Raw genomic sequence first — 17,787 nt, 5'->3', positions numbered from 1 at the left:
CGGCGGCGGCGTGACATGACCGACCGCTGCGGCGCGAACACCACAGCTGCGGCCTCCTCCCGACCGGAGGTGGCTCACCCTGCGCGAATCCGCATGCCCTCATCCATAACGGATCATCATCTTCGCCATCAGAAATGCACCAGACGCTATAAAAGCCCGAAAGGAAGACAAAGATGTCTATTCCCGCCACGAGCCCCTTCGGGCGGCGACGCTTCCTCGCCGCCTCCGCGGGTGCCGCACTCGCCGCCACCGCCCTGCCCGGATGCGCCAGTTCCGTTGACTCCGGGAGCGGCGGCTCCGGGAGCGGCAAGACGACGCTCACCATCATGTCGGTGGCCAACGAGTGGGACGCCAAGACCATCAAGGTCGCCGAGAAGGCGCTCGGGATGAACATCAGCCTCATCACCACCGACACCACCAAGCTCAACGCCATGCTGGCCGCCAAGAACCCGCCGGACGTGGTGCGCGGCCTCGGCGCGACCGAGACGCCGTACTTCGCAGCACGCGGCCTGATGACCGACCTGGACCCGTACTTCGCCAAGAGCACCGCGCTCAAGCCCGCCGACCTCGACCCGGTCAATGACGTGTGGCGTTACGACGGCAAGAAGCAGGGCGCCGGTCCCCGCTACGGCATGGCCAAGGACTTCTCCCAGGACTCCATGTTCTGGTACCGCACTGACCTGCTCGACGCCGCGAACCTGGATCACCCCAGCGCCACCGAGCCCCTGTCCATGGACGAGTGGCTGGACTTCGGCGAGCGGCTGGTCAAGCGCAAGCTCGGCAAGGTGAAGGTGTACGGCCTGAACGCCACCGGGATGGGCGTCTTCCCCCAGCTCATGGGCATGACGGCATCGGCGGGCGGGAGCCTGTTCGCCGACGACCTGGCCACCGTGGACTTCTCCTCGCCCGAGGCGCTCAAGGCGCTGCAGTGGTACCTGGACTACGCGAAGGCCGACATCGGCCCGAACGTCATCAACGTCAACCCCGACGGCTGGGACGGGCCCACCTACATGGCCAACCGGATGGCGATGAGCTGCGAGGGCTACTGGTTCAGCGGGCAGATCAGCACCGACGCCAAGGTGGCCGAGGTCTCGCGGTTCGCGCCCGCGCCGCAGCTCGGCAGCAACCGGATCAGCCCCTGTTTCGGCGCCACCGGCTTCTGGATACCCCGGGACGCCAAGAACAAGGACGCGGCCTGGAAGTTCTTCGAGTGGTACTTCGGCGGCCAGCCCGCCCAGGACCGGGCGAGCAGCGGCTGGGGCATCCCCTCCCTGAAGTCGCTGCGTTCGAAGATGCCGCAGACCAACGCGTTCCAGAAGCAGGCGTTCCAGGTGCAGCAGCAGGAGCTCGACTACTTCAAGGTGCTGAGCTTCACCCCGTATGCCCAGCAGGCCGCCCTGGAGGGCGTGCTCAACAAGGTGCTGCCGGGCGCGGTGCGGTCCAAGACGGCCGCGGGCAAGGTCGCCGACACGCTCAACACCGGCATGAACGCGCTGCTCGCGCAGGGCAAGGAGCTGGTGCAGTGAGTGCTGGTCAGCTCATCGGACCGGCAGACGCGCCGGGCACGTCGTCTCCCTCCCGGGAGACGGCGGCCCGGCCGGGCTCGCCCCGGATACGCTGGGGCCGTTCGCTGGATTCACGCCGGGCCATCTCCTTCTACATCTTCACCGGCCCCTGGATGCTGGGCTTCCTGACGCTCACGGCCTTCCCCCTGGGGTACGCGTTCTGGCTCAGCCTCACCAACACCGACGGACTCTCCCCGAACGCGCGCTTCGTGGGCCTGGACAACTACCGGCAAGTCTTCTCCGACCCGGACACCATGGCCTCGCTGTCCCACACCGCGGTGTTCACCGTGATCACGGTGCCACTGACGATCGCGGCGGGGCTGCTGCTGGCGGTGCTGGTGAATCAGCCGATACGCGCCCGCGGACTGTTCCGCACGCTGCTGTACCTGCCCGCCATCGTCCCGCCGGTCGGTGCGGCCCTGACCTTCAAGCTGATCTTCGACCGTGACTCGGGAGCGGCCAACGGCATCCTCGACGCCTTCGAGGTCAACGGGATCGCCTGGCTGACCGATCCCTACGCACGCTGGGTGCTGATCGTGCTGACGATGTGGGGCGTGGGCAATGTCATGATCATCTCGCTGGCCGGGCTGCAGGACATCCCGAAGGAACTCCACGAGGCCGCGCGGATGGACGGGGCCAGCCCCTGGCAGTCCTTCACCCGGATCACCCTGCCGATGCTCTCTCCGGTGATCTTCTTCCAGGTCATCACCGGGATCATCGCCGCCGTCCAGAGCTTCCTGCCACTGCTGATCTCCCTCGACCCCACCCCCCAGGGCGTCACGGCCATACCCGAGGGCAACAACCTGTTCATGATCAATGTGTTCGCCCAGTACTTCGCCAACGGCCGCTACGGCTACGCCTCCGCGCTGCTGTGGGTGCTCTTCCTGATCATCATCGTGATCACCTTCCTGGTCTTCAAACTCAGCAAGGGCGCGGTCTTCTACTCCGTGGAACCGGAGACCGCGAAGAACAAGCCCCGCACGATCGGAGGCAAGTGATGGTGTTCACCAGGCGCAGCGGCGTCTACATGATCCTGGTGGGGCTCCTCGTCCTGTTCCTCAGCCCCTTCGGCTGGCTGGTGATCAGCGCGCTCAAGGGCCCCTCCGAGTTCAACGTCCTCCCCATCCACTGGTGGCCGCACAGCCCGAGCCTGGGCAACTTCCGGCAGGCCCTGACCTATTTCGACTACCTCGGCTACGCCCGCAACTCGCTGACGATCGCCGTCGTCTACTCGGTGCTGGTGACCCTCGCCTCGGCCTGGGCGGGGTACGGCTTCGCCCGGCTGAACGCACCGGGCAAGCGGCTCATCTTCGGTGTGCTGCTGTCGACGATGATGCTGCCGCAGATCCTCACCCTCATCCCGACCTACCTGCTGTTCGCCAAGATCCACCTGACCGACACCTACATGCCATGGGTCCTGTGGGGACTGTGCGGAGCCCCGTACCTCATCTTCCTGTTCCGGCAGTTCTTCACGAACATGCCCAAGGAACTGGAGGAGGCGGCGATCATCGACGGCTGCGGGCAGATCCGTATCTTCTGGCGCATCTTCCTGCCGCAGTCCTGGCCCGTCATCGCCACCAGCCTGATCCTGTCGTTCAGCTGGACATGGGGCGACTACATCGCGCCCGCGCTGCTGCTGGACGACTCCCACACCACGCTCGCGGTCAAGCTCGCCCACGGCTACGTCAACGACCACGGCGGGCAGCTGTGGAACCTCGTCGCGGCCGGCGCCGTGATGTACGTCGTACCCGTGCTGGTGCTCTTCCTGATCCTGCAGCGCGGCTTCGTCACGGGCGTCGCCACCTCCGGGCTCAAGTAATCCGGACCCGCGCGACCGCCCGTCCTCCTCTCCCCCCACGAAGGGACTCTCCATGACCGACACCCTGGGCACCGGGCCGGCCCGGCCCGCCACAGCCGCCCAGGTGGCCACGCTGTCGCCGGCCGCCGTCATGTCCACCGCGGCGGTGGAGTCATGACGGCGCGGCCCCCCATCAACGGGCAGCTGAGCCGGACCCGCGTCATGGCCATCCTCAGGTCGGCGGACGCATCGGCACTGCCCGCGGTCGCCCGGGCGCTCGCCGCCGGCGGCATCACCTGCCTGGAGATCACCCTCACCACGGCGGGGGCGCTGGACGCCCTGACCCGCATCCGCGGCGAACTCGGACCGAAGGTGGCGGTCGGCGCCGGCACCGTGATCACCTCCGGGCAGGCGAAGGACGCGCTGGCGGCCGGAGCCGACTTCCTGGTCGCACCCGTCGTGGACACCGATGTCATCCGCGGCGCCGCAGACGGCGGCACCCCCTGCTATCCGGGCGCCTGGACGCCGACGGAGGTATGGGCCGCCTGGCACGCGGGCGCCGCCGCGGTCAAGCTGTTCCCGGCCTGCACCGGCGGCCCCGAACACCTGCGGCAGCTGCGCGCGCCCCTGCCGGGGATCCCCCTGGTCGCCGTCGGCGGCGTCGGCGTCGACCAGGCACGCGCCTACCTCGACGCCGGGGCCTGCGCCGTGGGCATCGGCTCCCCGCTGCTGCGCGGCGCGGACCGCGACCCCACCCCCGCGGCCCTGGACGCCCTCACCGCGAGGGCCCGCACCCTGCTGGACGCGGTCACCGTCACCACACGCGACCCGGAGGCCCGCCCGTGAACACCCCCTGCACCCAGCCCTACCTGGTGACGCTGGGCGAAGCCCTCGCGGTCATGTCGGCGCCGGAACCGGGCCCGCTCACCGTGGGCGCGACGCTGCGCCTCGGGCTCGCCGGAGCCGAGTCCAACGTCGCCGTGGGCGTCAGCCGGCTCGGCGGATCCGCCACCTGGATCGGCCGCGTCAGCGACGACGAACTCGGCGAGCTCATCCTGCGCGAGCTCCGGGCCGAGGGAGTGACCGCCCTCGCGGTGCGCGATCCCGCCCCCACCTCACTGCTGCTCAGGGAACGGCGCACCGTCACCCACAGCCGTACGCGCTACTACCGCACCCACACCGCCGGCGGCCGGCTGTCCCCCGAGGACATCCCCGAGCACATCGTCGCCGGTGCGGCGGTCCTGCACATCACCGGGATCACCCCGGCGCTGGGCGAGGGCCCGGCGCAGGCCGTTCGCCGAGCGGTGGACATCGCGACGGGTGCCGGGGTGCCGGTCTCCATGGACGTCAACTTCCGCTCCCTGCTGTGGAGCGAGGAGGAGGCCCGGCACACCCTGCTGCCCCTGCTGCGCAGCAGCGACCTGGTGTTCGCCGGCCCCCATGAGGCCCGGCTGGCGGTTCCCGAGGCCGGCGAGGACCCCCAGGCCCTGGCCGCGGCCCTGTGCGAGCTCGGACCCGGCGGGGCCGTGATCAAGCTGGGCGCCGAGGGAGCCTTCGCCCTGCTGGACGGGAAGCCCTACAAGCAGCCCGCCGCGCCTGTCCGGGTGCACGACTCCGTAGGAGCGGGTGACGCGTTCGCCGCCGGGTACCTGGCCGAACTGCTCCAGGGCGCACCGCCGGAGCAGCGGCTGCGGACGGCGGGGCTGCTGGGAGCCTTCGCGGTCAGCACCACCGGCGACTGGGAGGGCCTGCCCCGGCGCGGCGAGCTGACCCTGCTGGACCACCACGACGACGTCATCCGCTGACGGTCTCCCGCCTTCCCGCCCCTCCATCCGCTCAAGGAACCCCCATGGCAACGCGCTCCAGCGACGGACCGGTCCTCGTCCTGACCACCCGCACCCCGCACTCCGGCGGTGACGGCACCGGGCTCGCGACCCTGCGGTTCGGTCCCGGGACCGGCGCCCTGACGGCCGACGCGAATCCGCCGCCCGTGCCCGCCGAAGGCGCCTCCTTCCTGGCGGCGCATCCGTCGCTGGACGTCGTCTACAGCGCCGACGAGGCCGAGTCCGGAACCGTCAGCGCCTTCGCCCACGACGGCGACGGCATCCTGACCGCGCTGGGCACCCCGGTCAGCAGCGGCGGCGCGAACCCCTGCCACCTGTCCGTCCACCCCGGCGGACGCTGGCTGCTGACCGCCAACTACGGCACCGAGACCGCGCCCGGCAGCGTGGCCGTACACCGGCTCGACACCGACGGCCGCATCACGGAACTGACCGATGTCGTCGTCCACGAGGGCTCCGGCCCGGTCACCGGACGGCAGGAAGGCAGCCACGCCCACCAGGTGATCACCGACCCGGCGGGCCGCTTCGTCCTGGCCACCGACCTGGGAGCGGACGCGGTGTTCACCTACCGTCTCGACACGGATGCGGGAACCCTGCGGCAAACCGCCGTCAACGCGCTGCGCGCGGGATCGGGCCCCCGCCACCTCGCGTTCGCGCCGGGCGGCGAACTGGTGTGGAGCGTGGACGAGTTGTCCTCGACCCTTACCGGCCACCGCTACGACCCGGGCACGGGCACGCTCACGGCGGTCTCCGGCGTTCCCGCCACAGCGGCAGGCCCGGGCATCGTCAACCAGCCCGCCGGGATCGTCGCCTCGCCGTGCGGACGCTTCGTCTGGGTGACCAACCGCGGAGCCGACACCGTGGCCGCCTTCCGGGTCACCGGCACCGCCCTCGAACCGATCGGCGAGACCCCCGGCGGCGGTACCTGGCCCCGCGGCCTGACCCTGGCCTCCGGCTACCTGCTGGTGGCCAACCAGCACAGCGGCACCCTCGCCGCGCTGCACATCCAGGACACCGGGGCCCTCGACCAGCCCCACCCGGCGGCGGCCGTTCCCTCGGTCACCTGCGCTTTGGTCCTCTGAGCGCCGACACCCCTCCCCCCTGACTACCGAAGGCAGATCAACATGTCCGACCCGTCCCCGGCAACCCCCGCCGCCCCCGCCACCCCGGCGACCTTCACCCTCGATTCGGCCTTCGGCGTCGGCGCCGTCCATCCCCGCCTGTACGGATCGTTCGTCGAGCACATGGGCCGCTGCGTCTACACCGGCCTGTACGAACCCGGCCACCCGGCCGCCGACGCCGCGGGCCTGCGCCAGGACGTCCTGACGCTGATCCGGGAGCTGGGCGTCAGCACGGTGCGCTACCCCGGCGGCAACTTCGTCTCCGGCTACCGCTGGGAGGACAGCGTCGGACCGCGCGAGGAGCGGCCGGTCCGGCTGGACCTGGCCTGGCGGTCCACCGAGACCAACGAGTTCGGCCTCGGCGAGTTCATGGACTTCTGCGGCAAGACGGGCGTCGAGCCCATGATGGCCGTCAACCTCGGCACGCGCGGCGTCGAGGAGGCCCTGCACCTGCTGGAATACGCCAACCACACCGCCGGCACCGAACTGTCCGACCGCCGCATCGCCCACGGCGCCAAGGAGCCGTACGGCATCCGCATGTGGTGCCTCGGCAACGAGATGGACGGCCCCTGGCAGACCGGGCACAAGACGGCCGAGGAGTACGGGCGGCTCGCCGCCGAGACCGCCCGCGCCATGAGGATGATCGAGCCCGGCCTGGAACTGGTCGCCTGCGGCAGCTCCAGTTCCTCCATGCCGACCTTCGCCTCCTGGGAGTCCACGGTCCTTCAGCACACCTACGACCTGGTCGACCACATATCCCTGCACGCCTACTACGAGGAGCACGACGGCGACCGCGACTCCTTCCTGGCCTCGGCCGTGGACATGGAGTCCTTCATCGAGGCGGTGGTCGCCACCTGCGACCACGTCGGCGCCCGCCTGAAGTCCAAGAAGAAGATCAACCTCTCCTTCGACGAATGGAACGTCTGGTACCAGGCCCGCTACCACGCCGCCACCCCGCCGGACTGGGACAAGGCCCCCAGACTTCTGGAGGACTCCTACTCGGTCACCGACGCCGTCGTCTTCGGCTCCCTGCTCATAGCCCTGCTCCGGCACGCCGACCGGGTCACCGCCGCCTCCCTCGCCCAGCTCGTCAACGTCATCGCCCCGATCATGACCGAGCCCGGCGGCCCGGCCTGGCGGCAGACCACCTTCTACCCCTTCGCCCAGGCCTCCCGGTACGGACGGGGGCGGGTGCTGCGCGTGGAGGTGGACAGCCCCACGTACACCACGGCCAAGTTCGGCGAGGTGCCGCTGCTGCACGCCACCGCCGTGACCGACGACGAGACCGGCGCCGTCACCGTCTTCGCCGTCAACCGCAGCCAGACCACCGCCTTGCCGCTGGAGATCGACCTGCGCGGCGTCGGCGCCCGCACGCTCGCAGAGCACCTGGTCCTCGCCGACACCGACCCCGAGGCCCGCAACACCCTGGACGACCCGGACCGCGTCACCCCCCGCCCCGCCACCGGCACCACCGTCACCGGCGCAGTCCTGCGTGCCGGACTAGAACCCCTCTCCTGGAACATGATCCGGCTGGAGCGCCCGAGCACCTGAAGCGCCCCTCCTGCTCCACGTTCCCCTGACCCGACGGCTATGCATGCGCGTATACAGCGCATGCATAGCGCGCGGGAGCGCACGAGAAATGCGGCAGGTGCGAGCGTGACCGCGGAGGCTGACATGGCGACGACTACGCCCCCGGACGGCCTGGCGGAACCGAGCAGTGGTCTCGGTGCGTGGGCCACCACGATGACAGTGACGGCCGGGGGGTTGCTGCTCGGCGTGCTCACCAACCTGGCCCAGGGGTGGCTCCCGGGATCCTGGAACCAGCTCGCCAACTCGGGCGCCGTCTGGTCAGCCGTCGCGTTCGCCGGCGGAGCCCTGCTCGCCGAGCGGGGCACGGTGCTCCGGGCCGCGGCCGGCGGCCTGTGCGCGGAGGCCGGACTTGTCGTGGGGTACTACGGCTGCGCCGAGTTCGGGCGCGATGGCATGGGCGCTCTGCTCTTCCCGCTCCTCTGGCTCGGCATGGCATGCGTGGCGGGGCCGCTGTTCGGCGTCGCAGCGTACTTGTGGCGACGCGGCAGGGACGCACGGGCCCGCATCGCCGGCCTTGCCGCGTTCACCGGACTCTTCAGGATGGAGGGGGTCATGGCCGCCTGGAACCTCCACTACGCACCACAAGCCTGGACCAGCTTCGCGGCATTCGTCGTCCTCGTCCCCCTGCTCATGGCCCGCACCCACCGGGAGCGCGGCCTCACCCTGACGGCCGCCGTGCCCGTGCGCTCCTGGCCTACGCGATCGTTGAACTCCCCCTCCGGACGGTCTCCTCCTGAGGGGGTGCCGACAAGGCAGCCAAAACCTCTGCGCCGCGAAGGCTGCCTTGGTCGAACCGGGTCCGTACGCTGATGTAGCCAGGCAGAACGCTCGCTTCTACTCGACGGGTGGATACCGCTTTTCGCCGCTACGGAGTGCCATTGTTCACCTCGGATGGAGGACCCCTTGAAGATGCTGATCAATGTCCCGGAGACCGTGGTGGCCGACGCCCTGCGGGGCTTCGCCGCCGTGCATCCCGAGCTGACGGTGGACGTGGAGAACCGGGTGATCGTGCGCAGGGACGCGCCGGTGGCCGGGAAGGTGGGGCTGGTGTCGGGCGGCGGGTCGGGGCACGAGCCGTTGCACGGGGGGTTCGTGGGGCGGGGGATGCTTGACGCGGCGTGTCCGGGGGAGGTTTTCACGTCGCCTGTGCCGGACCAGATGCTGCGGGCGGCCGCGGCGGTGGACAGCGGGGCGGGGGTGCTGTTCATCGTGAAGAACTACACGGGGGATGTGCTCAACTTCGACATGGCGGCGGAGCTGGCCGAGGACGAGGGCATCCAGATCGCCAAGGTCCTGGTGAACGACGACGTCGCGGTGACGGACAGCCTCTACACGGCGGGGCGGCGCGGCACGGGCGGCACGTTGTTCGTCGAGAAGATCGCGGGGGCGCTCGCAGAGGAGGGCGCGCCGCTGGAGCGGGTCGAGTCGTTGGCACGGCAGGTCAATGAGTCGGCGCGGAGCTTCGGGGTGGCGCTGAGTGCGTGCAGTACGCCGGCGAAGGGCAGTCCGACGTTCGATCTGCCGGCCGGGGAGCTGGAGCTGGGCATCGGTATCCACGGGGAGCCGGGCCGGGAGCGGCGGGCGATGATGACCGCCGGGGAGATCGCGGAGTTCGCGGTGGACGCGGTGGTGGACGATCTGCGGCCGCGCCTTCCCGTGCTGGCGCTGGTGAACGGCATGGGGGCGACGCCGCTGCTGGAGCTGTACGGCTTCGCCGCCGAGGTGCACCGGGTGCTCGCGCTGCGGGGTGTGGCGGTGGCCCGGACACTGGTGGGCAACTACGTGACGTCCCTGGACATGGCCGGCGCCTCGGTGACGCTGTGCCAGGTGGACGAGGAGATGCTGCGGCTGTGGGACGCACCGGTGGTCACGGCCGGTCTGCGCTGGGGTGCCTGACAGTCCGACAGGAGGACTAGGAATCGTATGAGCGAAGAACCGTCACCCGAATCCGAAGCCGGATCCGCGCCCGGGCCCGGACCGGTGATCGACGCGGCCTTCTTCCGCCGCTGGCTCACGGCGGCGGCCGCGGTGATCGACCGCGAGGCCACGCGGCTGACCGAGCTGGACTCCCCCATCGGCGACGCGGACCACGGCAGCAACCTGCGCCGCGGCTTCACGGCCGCGCGTACGGCGATCGAAAAGGAGCCGCCGCTGACGCCGGGCGATGTGCTCGTGCAGACCGGGAGGCAACTGATCAGCACGGTCGGCGGCGCGTCCGGGCCGCTGTACGGGACGCTGCTGCGCAAGGCGGGCAAGGCACTCGGCGACGGGGACCAAGTGACGCCCGAGCAGCTGTGCGAGGCGCTCAGGGCAGGGGTGGACGGGGTGTCGCAGCTGGGCGGCGCGGTGCAGGGCGACAAGACGATGATCGACGCGCTCGTGCCGGCCATCGAGGCGCTGTCGTTCGCCCTGGACAAGGGCGCCGGGCTCATCGAGGCGCTGGCCGCCGCGCGGATCGCCGCGGAGGAGGGCGCGCTGGCGACCGTACCGCTGCAGGCCCGGAAGGGGCGAGCCAGCTATCTGGGCGAGCGCAGCATCGGGCACCAGGATCCGGGGGCGACCTCGTCCGCGCTGCTGCTGGGGGCGCTGGCGGAGACAGCGGCGCAGGAGGGCACGGGATGACGGTAGGTGTGGTGCTGGTGTCCCACAGCGCGGCCGTCGCCGAGGCGGTGGCCCAGCTCGCGGCCGGGCTGGCCGGCGGCGGCGATCCCGCGCCGGTCGCCGCCGCCGGGGGCACACCGGACGGCGGGCTCGGCACGGACGCCGGGGCCATCGCACGGGCGGCCCGGACGGTGGACCGGGGCGAGGGCGTGGCGGTGCTGGCGGATCTGGGCAGCGCGGTGCTCACCGTGAAGGCGCTGCTGGCCGACGAGGACGAGCTGCCGCCAGGCACTAGGCTGCTGGACGCGCCCTTCGTCGAGGGCGCGGTGGCCGCCGTGGTCGCCGCTTCCGCCGGGGCCGACCTGGCGGCGGTGGCAGCGGCAGCCGAGGACGCGTACTCCTACCGGAAGGCCTGAGGCGACGGCATGGACGGTAAGAACCTGCTCTGGCTGCTGCTTGCGGTCGGCGCACTCGTGGTGGCGGTCACCCTGGTGATAGCCGTGAAGCTGTGCGTCCGGCTGTTCCGCACCAAGCGCCTGCTGACGGAGGCCGGCGTGCCGGTGCAGGGCAAGGTGGCGTTCTGGGCGGCGGTCGTCTATCTGATCTCCCCGGTGGATCTGCTGCCGGACCCCATCCTCATCGACGACATCGGCTTCCTGCTGCTGGCCCTTCGCACGCTCGACAAGTCCGCCGTCCGGGCGGGGATAGACCTGGCTACGGCGCCGGTCAGGCGCCGGGGGCGGGCTGCTGCTCCAGCTGCCGGCCCAACTGCTGCTCCGCCCAAATGATCTTGCCGTCCGCGGTGTAGCGGGTGCCCCAGCGCTGGGCGAACTGGGAGATGAGGAACAGGCCCCGGCCGCCCTCGTCGGTGGTGCGCGCGTGGCGCAGGTGCGGGGTGGTGCTGCTGGCGTCGGAGACCTCGCAGATCAGGGTGCGTTCCAGGATCAGACGCAGCCCTATGGGGCCGGAGGCGTGCCGGATGGCGTTGGTGACGAGTTCGCTGACGACGAGCTCGGTGGTGAACGCCAGCTCCTCGTCCAGGCCCCACGCGCCCAGCTGGGCGGCGGCCATCTCCCGGCACCGGCCGACGACGGCCGGGTCGGCGGCCAGCTCCCAGGAGGCGACCTGTCCGGCGTCCAGGCCGCGGGTGCGGGCCAGCAGCAGGGCCGCGTCGTCGAAGGGCCGCTCGGGCGCCAGCTCGTCGACCATGCGCGTGACCAGGCGTTCCAGGGGCAGCTCGGGCACCCGGAGGAAGGGCTCCAGGGCGTACCGGGCGGTTTCGGGGTCGGCGATCAGGCCGTCGGTGTACAGGGCCAGCAGGCTGCCCTCGGGCAGGCCGAACTCGACGGACTCGAACGGCAGCCCGCCCACCCCGAGCGCGGGGCCGACCGGCAGGTCCGGGAATTCGGCCTCGTCGCCGCCCGGGCCGATGACGGCGGGCGGCGGATGGCCGGCGCTGGCCATGACGCACGACCGGGCCACCGGGTCGTAGACCACGTACAGGCAGCTGGAGCCCAGGGAGCCCGTGCCGAGTTCCTGCTCGGTCCGGATCTCGCGCTCCGCCCGCTCGTCCCGGGCCACCTGGCTGACCAGGTCGTCGAGGTGGGCGAGCAGTTCCTCGGGCCGCAGGTCCAGGTCGGCCAGGGTGCGTACCGCCGTGCGCAGCTGGCCCATCGTGGCCGCGGCCTCGATGCCGTGGCCGATCACCTCGCCGACGACCAGGGCGACCCGGGCGCCGGACAGCGGGATGACGTCGAACCAGTCGCCGCCGACCCCGGTCAGCTCGTCGGCGGGCCGGTAGCAGGAGGCCACGTCCACCGCCTCCTGGGGCGGGATGCCGTGCGGCAGCAGGCTGCGCTGGAGCACGAGGGCCGCGTCGCGCTCGCGGGTGTAGCGGCGGGCGTTGTCGATCCAGACGGCGGCGCGGGCGACGAACTCCTCGGCGAGCCGCAGGTCGTCCTCGTCGAACGGCAGGTCGCGCTGCGTGCGGAAGAACGAGGTGATGCCGAGCGTGATGCCCTGGGCCCGGATCGGTACCACCATCGCCGTGCGCACCCCGAGCTCCCCGAAGGGTGTGGCCCGGCGCCCGGGGATGCCGCTGCCCCACTCCGGCTCGTCCGGGTCGAGCCGTTCCGCCCGCCAGGACTTGCCGTCGGTCAGGCAGCCGACCGGTGGCGTCGAGGCCTGGTACGCGGCCGACTCACCGATCCGGAAGGCCGGCGTGGGGTGTCCCTCGCGTACGGAGCCGATCCCGGACCTGCGCAGCCGCACCGGCTCGCCATCGGTGACCGGCCCCGGCTCGGCGCCCCGGATCACCGCTTCCAGCAGGTCGACGACGACAAAGTCGGCGAGTTCGGGCACCGCCACCTCGGCGAGGTCCTGGGCGGTGCGGGCGGGGTCCAGGCTGCGCCCGATGTGCTCGCTGGCCCGGTCGAGGAGGGCGAGGCGCTGGAGGGCGCGATGACGGTCGGTGATGTCGGTGACCGAGTAGCAGACGCCCAGCGGGTGGCCGGTGTCGTCGTCGAGGCGTACGAAGGACATCGAGTGGGCGTGGTCGCGGTAGGGGTCGGATCCGGGGCGCCCGACGTGCTCGTAGTCGAGCACCGGAAGGCCGGTGTCCAGGACCTTCTGCATCTGGGCTTCGAGGGCCTCGGCCTTCAGGCCGGGCTGGATGTCCCGCAGCCGCCGTCCGCGGCGCTCCTGCGCGGTTCCGCCGCCGAAGCGCTCCATCGCGTTGTTCGACCACACGCAGCGCAGCTCGGTGTCCACCACGACCAGGCCGGCCGGTATCCGCCCGGTCATCCTGCGCAGCAGTTCCGGGCTCATCCCCCACAGCGGGGAGCGCCCGGCGTCCTCGGCCAGCACCAGCCAGCGCGCGTCGCCCGCGCCGTCCGGCAGCGCCACGACCCGCACCTCGACCGGCACCTCCCGGCCGTCCCGGTGGCGGGCGGTGAGCAGCCCGGACCAGCTGGCGTCCGGGCTGCTGGGCATGGCCCCGGCGGCGTCGTCGGAGGCCAGGAGCGTGACGGCGGGGCGGCCGATCATGTCGCCGGGCAGGTGGCCCAGCAGCCGCTGTGCCCGGTCGGGCCAGCTCAGCAGTCGTCCCCCGGCGTCGAGCAGCAGCGTGACGGCGGTGTCCGTCCCGTCGGACCCACTCTCCGTTGCTGCCACGGCAGACCGCTCCGTCCCTCTGGTGCCGTCCCCTCGCTTCTGATTCTCCCCACTCTGTCAGGGATGTCGGTTCTTGACAGCTCGCAGGACGACGAACTTCGGATCGCTGGCCATGACCTCGCAGCCGCCGAAGAGCCTGCGCAGCTTCAGGTGGTATCCGAGGTGCCGGTTGCCGATGACCCACAGCTCGCCGCCGGGGCGCAGCGCGTCGCGCGATCCGGTGAACATCCGCCAGGCCGTCGCGTCGGTCGTCGCCTGGTGGGTGTGGAACGGCGGGTTGTTCAGCACCAGGTCCACCGACCCCTCGGGGACGCCTGCCAGCCCGTCGCCCACCCGGAACTCGGCCTTGGCGGCCGCGCCGGCGTTCGTACGGAAGGTTGCCTCCGCCGATGCCACCGCCTGGTACGACTCGTCGGTGAACAGCACCTCGGCCCCGGGATTTGCCACCGCAGCCGCCGTGCCGACCACCCCGTTGCCGCAGCCCAGGTCCACGACCCGCTCGGGGCCGCGGCGGCGCGGCAGGTTGCGCAGGAAGAACCTGGTGCCGATGTCGAGGCGCTCGGCGCAGAAGATCCCGGCGTGGTTGGTGACGGTCAGCCCGGAGGCCGGCCCGACATCGGCGGGCAGCGCGTAGTCGCGCGGCCAGGGGCTGGCGGCCCTGGCCGGGCGCGGACCGGGTGTGCAGTGGATCAGCCGGGCCTTCTTCTCGGCCAGGGATGTGCGGGTGGGCCCGATGATGCGTTCGAACAGCTTCAGGGTGGAGGTGTGGATCTCCTTGACCATGCCGGTGCCGATCACCACCGTGCCCGCGTGCACCCCGGGCGCGAGGCGGTACAGCTGGTCCTCCAGCAGCGCGAGGCTCTTGGGTACGCGGACCAGCAGCACGTCGATCCGCTCCGGTGGCGTGTCCCTGGTCGACAGCAGCCGCACCGCGTCCGCCTCGATCCCGGCCCGCCGCAGATTGGCCCGGGTAGCCTCCTGCGCGAGGTAGGAGTCGGTGATCTGTACGGTGCGGTGCCGCCCGGCGAGCGCGGTGACCAGGGCGCCCCACCGGTCGCCGACCACGACCACGGTGCCGGAGATGTCCTCTCCCCCGGCGGCCACGTGCCGCAGCAGGTACTCGTCGGCCGCATCCCAGGCGCGAAGGCTGTCGCGGGGGTCCTCGGGAAAGCGGGTGAGGTCGAAGTCGCCCGTTGACGTCGTCAAACGATTCATTGTCCGATCAGGCTAACCCGTCGCGTGGCGGCGTACGGACGCGTGCCCGCCACGCGACCGTGCTGCTAGACCTGGAGGGGTGACGATGCCCCACCGACTCCGGCGGTACGTCCCGTCGGAGTCGCTGATCTTCGGCGGCGTCTACGGTTCCGTGCTGGCCTGCGCCCTCGCGGCTGCGCTCGACGAGCAGAGCGGCGCCCCCGACCCCGGCTACGACGCCCTCTGGGTGCTCCTCACCGCCCTCGCCTCCGCCGCCGCCCACGGCTACGCCCGCGCCATCGCCCAGCCCCCACCCCCAGGCGGCAGGGGCATGGCGGCCATCGCCGTCCGGTCCGTACTCGCCGAGTGGGCCCTGCCCTCCGCCGCGATGCCGACCGTCCTCATGCTCCTCGCCGCCTACGCGGGCTGGTGGCCCGAGGCCACCGCCGTCACCGCCTCGCTGGCCTTCAACATCCTCGCCCTCTTCTGCTGGGGGCTCTGGGCCGCCCGTACCATCGGCCACCGAAGCTGGCCCGCCGCCTGCCGGGTCGGCGGGGTCGACATGGCCATCGGGCTGTTCATCGCGGCCGTGAACGCCCTGATCAAGTAGCCGTCACGGAGCCGTCGGCGGTCCCGCCGGCTCGAACCACGTCGGGTCGTCCGTCAGCGCCTGCTTGATACAGAACAGATGGCGGTCATTCAGATCCGGCAGCGCGTCCAGCGCGAACCACCCGACCTCCAGCGACTCGTCGTCCGCGACGCGCGCCTCGCCCCCGACCGACCGGCACCTGATGGTGATGTCGAAGAACTGCGCCCTGTCCCCATTCGGGTACGTCACCGTTCTCGTTGTCTGCACCAGCACCACGCGCTCCGCCACCGCCCTCACCCCCGTCTCCTCCAGCGCCTCCCGCACCGCCGTCTCCGCAGGCTGCTCCCCCGGCTCCACGATGCCCGCGATCAAGGCCCAACGGCCCGTGTCCGAGCGGAGATTCAGCAGCACCCGCCTCTCGTCGTCGAACACGACAGCTGTCACACCGGGCAGGAACAGCTCGCGGTGTCCCACCTGCTCGCGCAGCTCACGGATGAATTCAGGCGTCGGCATGTGCCCGAGCGTAGCGGCTGCCGCCGCCGGTGCCGGGTGCGGTTGCGGTGCCGCTTGCCATGGCTGGCGGTGCGGTTTGCAGTTGCGGTGCCGTTTGCCATGGCTGGCGGTCCGTCCTCAATCGCCGGACGGGCTGGGGCCCCTCTTGTCTGCGTCCCTCGCGGGCGCTGCGCTTGCTTCGGGCCGCTGCGCCGGCCTCCGGCCGTCGGACGGTGGCCGAAGGCGGTGCCGTCTGCCGGGGTTGGGGGTTCCGTCCTCAAACGCCGGACGGGCTGGTGTGGCGTGGGGTCGGTGCCACCACCGGGGATCTCTCCTCGGCGCTCGCGACTCTGGCGCCTTCATGTCGGACCCGGGATCCTCGCTCGTCGCGCTGCGGGAGAACCCCGGCGTGTCCCCTCCCGGCCGGACGGCAAGCTTCAGCCCGTCCGGCGTTTGAGGACACGCCCGCAGGGCGTCCGGGGGTCCAGGGGCGAAGCCCCCGGCGGGTCCGGGCGGAGCCCGCCACGCGGCGCCAGCCGCTGATCGGATGCAGCGGGAAGGGGCGGGGTGGGGGAAAACTCCTGGCCTGCGGACGCCGACGCAACCGCGCAAGAGGGACAGGCCCGTGGCCGACCACGCACGACCAGGGACAACCACCCGCCACAGCGGTTACCGTGGGCCGGGACCCGACGACGCCGACGGCGGCCCCGTCGAGCGCGGGTGGCCCGTCAGGGGGTTGCGGGGGATGGACACGAGAACGGGCGGAGCGACCGGGGACGCGCGGGGCCGCGACGTACTGACGGATGTGCTGGGCGCCGTGGTGCTGGTGTGCTCGGCCGGGTGGGCGCTGATCGCGGCCACCGGCCGCCCCGCACGGCCGGAGGGGGTTGTGCTGGCGGTGCTGGCCGTGGCGGCCGGCTACGCGGCGGGCCGGATCGGCGGGGCGCTGCTCCCGATGGCCGCCCCGGCGCTGACCGCGCTCGCCGTGGTCGCGCTGGCCGTCGCTCTGCCGGGTCGGCTGGCGGGCGGTGGGGGCCGGCACACGCCGCCGCTCGGATACGCCAACGCCGACGCCGCGCTGCTGGTCCTGGCCACGGGTGCGGCATGCTGCGCGGCCTGGTCGGCCCGGTCCCGCCCGCTCCGCACGGGCCTGCGGCTGCTGGGGGCGGTGGCGGCGGTGCTTGCCCTGGTGATCGGTTCGGCGGCCGGTTTCGCCGCATCGGTGGGCGTCGTGCTGTGCTCGCTGGCGGCCGACCGCACGCCCCGGCTGCTGGGCCTGACCGGGCTCGCGCTGGCGGCGGCGCTGGCGGCGGGCGGTACGTACGCGGTGGCGGTGGACGCGCTGCCGGCCGGGCTGTCGGCCTCGCTGACGGGGCAGCTGACGCCGGGCCGGGTGGCGGTGTGGCGGGAGGCGGTGGACCTGGCGGGGCGGCATCCGCTGCGCGGGGTCGGGCCGGGGCAGTTCGCCGAGGTCAGCCAGGGGGAGGACGGCCAGGCCGAGCCGGCCGTCACCACCGCAGCGGCCCTGAGCACGGCGGCCACGGACGCCGCGGAGCCGCGGTCCGCGCCCTTCCAGCTCGCCGCCGAGGAGGGCGCCGCCGGCGTCGCGCTGCTGGCCGCGTCGTACGCCTGGGTCCTGCTGGCCCTGCACCGCTCCGCGCGCCCGACCCCCGTCGTCCTCACCGCCGGGGCGGCCCTCACCGGCCTCGCGATGCAGGCCTGCGTCGATCACGTCCTCAGTTATGCCGCCGTCACGGCCACGGCCGGTCTCCTCGCCGGCCTCGCCACCGCTCGCCCCTTCGCGGACGACCGGGACCGGGCGTAG

At 72.1% G+C, this 17,787-nt stretch carries 17 protein-coding genes; 14 read left to right on the top strand and 3 right to left on the bottom strand.

Translation table 11 applies throughout. From position 1 onward, the window contains the following. Nucleotides 1-173 precede the first annotated feature (173 nt). The 12 genes from OG607_RS39995 to OG607_RS39940 all read left to right on the top strand — a co-directional run bounded on the left by OG607_RS39995 (nucleotide 174) and on the right by OG607_RS39940 (nucleotide 11,304). On the top strand, nucleotides 174-1,526 hold the full coding sequence (locus OG607_RS39995) for an extracellular solute-binding protein (protein ID WP_405734407.1): 1,353 nt from the start codon (nucleotides 174-176) through the stop codon (nucleotides 1,524-1,526). Then, nucleotides 1,523-2,563, top strand: coding sequence for a carbohydrate ABC transporter permease (locus OG607_RS39990; RefSeq protein ID WP_405734405.1), 1,041 nt, complete (start codon nucleotides 1,523-1,525; stop codon nucleotides 2,561-2,563). Before OG607_RS39995 ends, OG607_RS39990 begins: the two co-directional genes overlap by 4 nt. Next, nucleotides 2,563-3,384: a carbohydrate ABC transporter permease gene (locus OG607_RS39985; protein WP_405734403.1), complete on the top strand. Its 822-nt coding sequence runs from the start codon at nucleotides 2,563-2,565 to the stop codon at nucleotides 3,382-3,384. Before OG607_RS39990 ends, OG607_RS39985 begins: the two co-directional genes overlap by 1 nt. A 153-nt stretch (nucleotides 3,385-3,537) precedes the next feature. After that, complete coding sequence (locus OG607_RS39980; protein WP_405734401.1) at nucleotides 3,538-4,209, top strand: bifunctional 4-hydroxy-2-oxoglutarate aldolase/2-dehydro-3-deoxy-phosphogluconate aldolase; 672 nt, start codon at nucleotides 3,538-3,540, stop codon at nucleotides 4,207-4,209. Then, the gene (locus OG607_RS39975) at nucleotides 4,206-5,168 is read left to right on the top strand and encodes a sugar kinase (protein ID WP_405734399.1); all 963 of its coding nucleotides are present in this window, start codon (nucleotides 4,206-4,208) and stop codon (nucleotides 5,166-5,168) included. Before OG607_RS39980 ends, OG607_RS39975 begins: the two co-directional genes overlap by 4 nt. 44 nt (nucleotides 5,169-5,212) lie before the next feature. Continuing rightward, complete coding sequence (locus OG607_RS39970) at nucleotides 5,213-6,286, top strand: lactonase family protein (protein ID WP_405734397.1); 1,074 nt, start codon at nucleotides 5,213-5,215, stop codon at nucleotides 6,284-6,286. Nucleotides 6,287-6,328: 42 nt separating this feature from the next. After that, nucleotides 6,329-7,876 (top strand): alpha-N-arabinofuranosidase, encoded by a 1,548-nt coding sequence (locus tag OG607_RS39965; protein ID WP_405734395.1) that lies wholly within the window; start codon nucleotides 6,329-6,331, stop codon nucleotides 7,874-7,876. 123 nt (nucleotides 7,877-7,999) lie between these two features. Beyond that, entirely contained in the window at nucleotides 8,000-8,725 is a 726-nt protein-coding gene (locus OG607_RS39960) for a DUF6518 family protein (protein ID WP_405734393.1), read from the top strand. 93 nt (nucleotides 8,726-8,818) lie between these two features. Beyond that, nucleotides 8,819-9,811, top strand: a complete 993-nt coding sequence (gene dhaK / locus OG607_RS39955; RefSeq protein ID WP_405734391.1) for a dihydroxyacetone kinase subunit DhaK — start codon at nucleotides 8,819-8,821, stop codon at nucleotides 9,809-9,811. 84 nt (nucleotides 9,812-9,895) lie between these two features. Continuing rightward, on the top strand, nucleotides 9,896-10,537 hold the full coding sequence (gene dhaL / locus OG607_RS39950) for a dihydroxyacetone kinase subunit DhaL (protein ID WP_405737372.1): 642 nt from the start codon (nucleotides 9,896-9,898) through the stop codon (nucleotides 10,535-10,537). Then, nucleotides 10,534-10,932: a PTS-dependent dihydroxyacetone kinase phosphotransferase subunit DhaM gene (locus tag OG607_RS39945; protein ID WP_405734389.1), complete on the top strand. Its 399-nt coding sequence runs from the start codon at nucleotides 10,534-10,536 to the stop codon at nucleotides 10,930-10,932. Before dhaL ends, OG607_RS39945 begins: the two co-directional genes overlap by 4 nt. A 9-nt stretch (nucleotides 10,933-10,941) precedes the next feature. Next, nucleotides 10,942-11,304 (top strand): hypothetical protein, encoded by a 363-nt coding sequence (locus OG607_RS39940; RefSeq protein WP_405734387.1) that lies wholly within the window; start codon nucleotides 10,942-10,944, stop codon nucleotides 11,302-11,304. Here OG607_RS39940 and OG607_RS39935 read toward each other — a convergent pair. Then, nucleotides 11,243-13,687 (bottom strand): SpoIIE family protein phosphatase, encoded by a 2,445-nt coding sequence (locus OG607_RS39935; protein WP_405734385.1) that lies wholly within the window; start codon nucleotides 13,685-13,687, stop codon nucleotides 11,243-11,245. The genes OG607_RS39940 and OG607_RS39935 overlap by 62 nt on opposite strands. Before the next feature lie 57 nt (nucleotides 13,688-13,744). Next, entirely contained in the window at nucleotides 13,745-14,902 is a 1,158-nt protein-coding gene (locus OG607_RS39930; RefSeq protein ID WP_405734383.1) for a methyltransferase, read from the bottom strand. A gap of 85 nt (nucleotides 14,903-14,987) precedes the next feature. Between OG607_RS39930 and OG607_RS39925 the strand changes: the two genes are divergently transcribed. Continuing rightward, entirely contained in the window at nucleotides 14,988-15,491 is a 504-nt protein-coding gene (locus tag OG607_RS39925; protein WP_405734381.1) for a hypothetical protein, read from the top strand. 3 nt (nucleotides 15,492-15,494) lie between these two features. On the opposite strand, the gene OG607_RS39920 is transcribed toward OG607_RS39925, so the two are convergent. After that, nucleotides 15,495-15,983: an NUDIX hydrolase gene (locus OG607_RS39920; protein ID WP_405734379.1), complete on the bottom strand. Its 489-nt coding sequence runs from the start codon at nucleotides 15,981-15,983 to the stop codon at nucleotides 15,495-15,497. A 724-nt stretch (nucleotides 15,984-16,707) separates the two neighbouring features. Between OG607_RS39920 and OG607_RS39915 the strand changes: the two genes are divergently transcribed. After that, nucleotides 16,708-17,787, top strand: a complete 1,080-nt coding sequence (locus OG607_RS39915) for an O-antigen ligase family protein (protein ID WP_405734377.1) — start codon at nucleotides 16,708-16,710, stop codon at nucleotides 17,785-17,787.

Source organism: Streptomyces sp. NBC_01537 (assembly GCF_045040445.1).
Taxonomy (GTDB): Bacteria; Actinomycetota; Actinomycetes; order Streptomycetales; family Streptomycetaceae; genus Actinacidiphila.
The sequence above is the reverse complement of the archived record's forward strand: the minus strand, read 5'-3'. Positions and strand labels throughout refer to the sequence as shown.

Excerpts from the sequence above, each read along its gene's own strand:
- OG607_RS39985 (WP_405734403.1), top strand. The coding sequence starts at position 2,563 with ATGGTGTTCACCAGGCGCAGCGGCGTCTACATGATCCTGGTGGGGCTC.
- OG607_RS39995 (WP_405734407.1), top strand. The coding sequence starts at position 174 with ATGTCTATTCCCGCCACGAGCCCCTTCGGGCGGCGACGCTTCCTCGCC.
- OG607_RS39960 (WP_405734393.1), top strand. The coding sequence starts at position 8,000 with ATGGCGACGACTACGCCCCCGGACGGCCTGGCGGAACCGAGCAGTGGT.
- OG607_RS39920 (WP_405734379.1), bottom strand. The coding sequence starts at position 15,983 with ATGCCGACGCCTGAATTCATCCGTGAGCTGCGCGAGCAGGTGGGACAC.
- OG607_RS39945 (WP_405734389.1), top strand. The coding sequence starts at position 10,534 with ATGACGGTAGGTGTGGTGCTGGTGTCCCACAGCGCGGCCGTCGCCGAG.
- OG607_RS39940 (WP_405734387.1), top strand. The coding sequence starts at position 10,942 with ATGGACGGTAAGAACCTGCTCTGGCTGCTGCTTGCGGTCGGCGCACTC.
- OG607_RS39915 (WP_405734377.1), top strand. The coding sequence starts at position 16,708 with ATGGACACGAGAACGGGCGGAGCGACCGGGGACGCGCGGGGCCGCGAC.
- OG607_RS39930 (WP_405734383.1), bottom strand. The coding sequence starts at position 14,902 with ATGAATCGTTTGACGACGTCAACGGGCGACTTCGACCTCACCCGCTTT.
- OG607_RS39980 (WP_405734401.1), top strand. The coding sequence starts at position 3,538 with ATGACGGCGCGGCCCCCCATCAACGGGCAGCTGAGCCGGACCCGCGTC.
- OG607_RS39925 (WP_405734381.1), top strand. The coding sequence starts at position 14,988 with ATGCCCCACCGACTCCGGCGGTACGTCCCGTCGGAGTCGCTGATCTTC.
- OG607_RS39970 (WP_405734397.1), top strand. The coding sequence starts at position 5,213 with ATGGCAACGCGCTCCAGCGACGGACCGGTCCTCGTCCTGACCACCCGC.
- OG607_RS39965 (WP_405734395.1), top strand. The coding sequence starts at position 6,329 with ATGTCCGACCCGTCCCCGGCAACCCCCGCCGCCCCCGCCACCCCGGCG.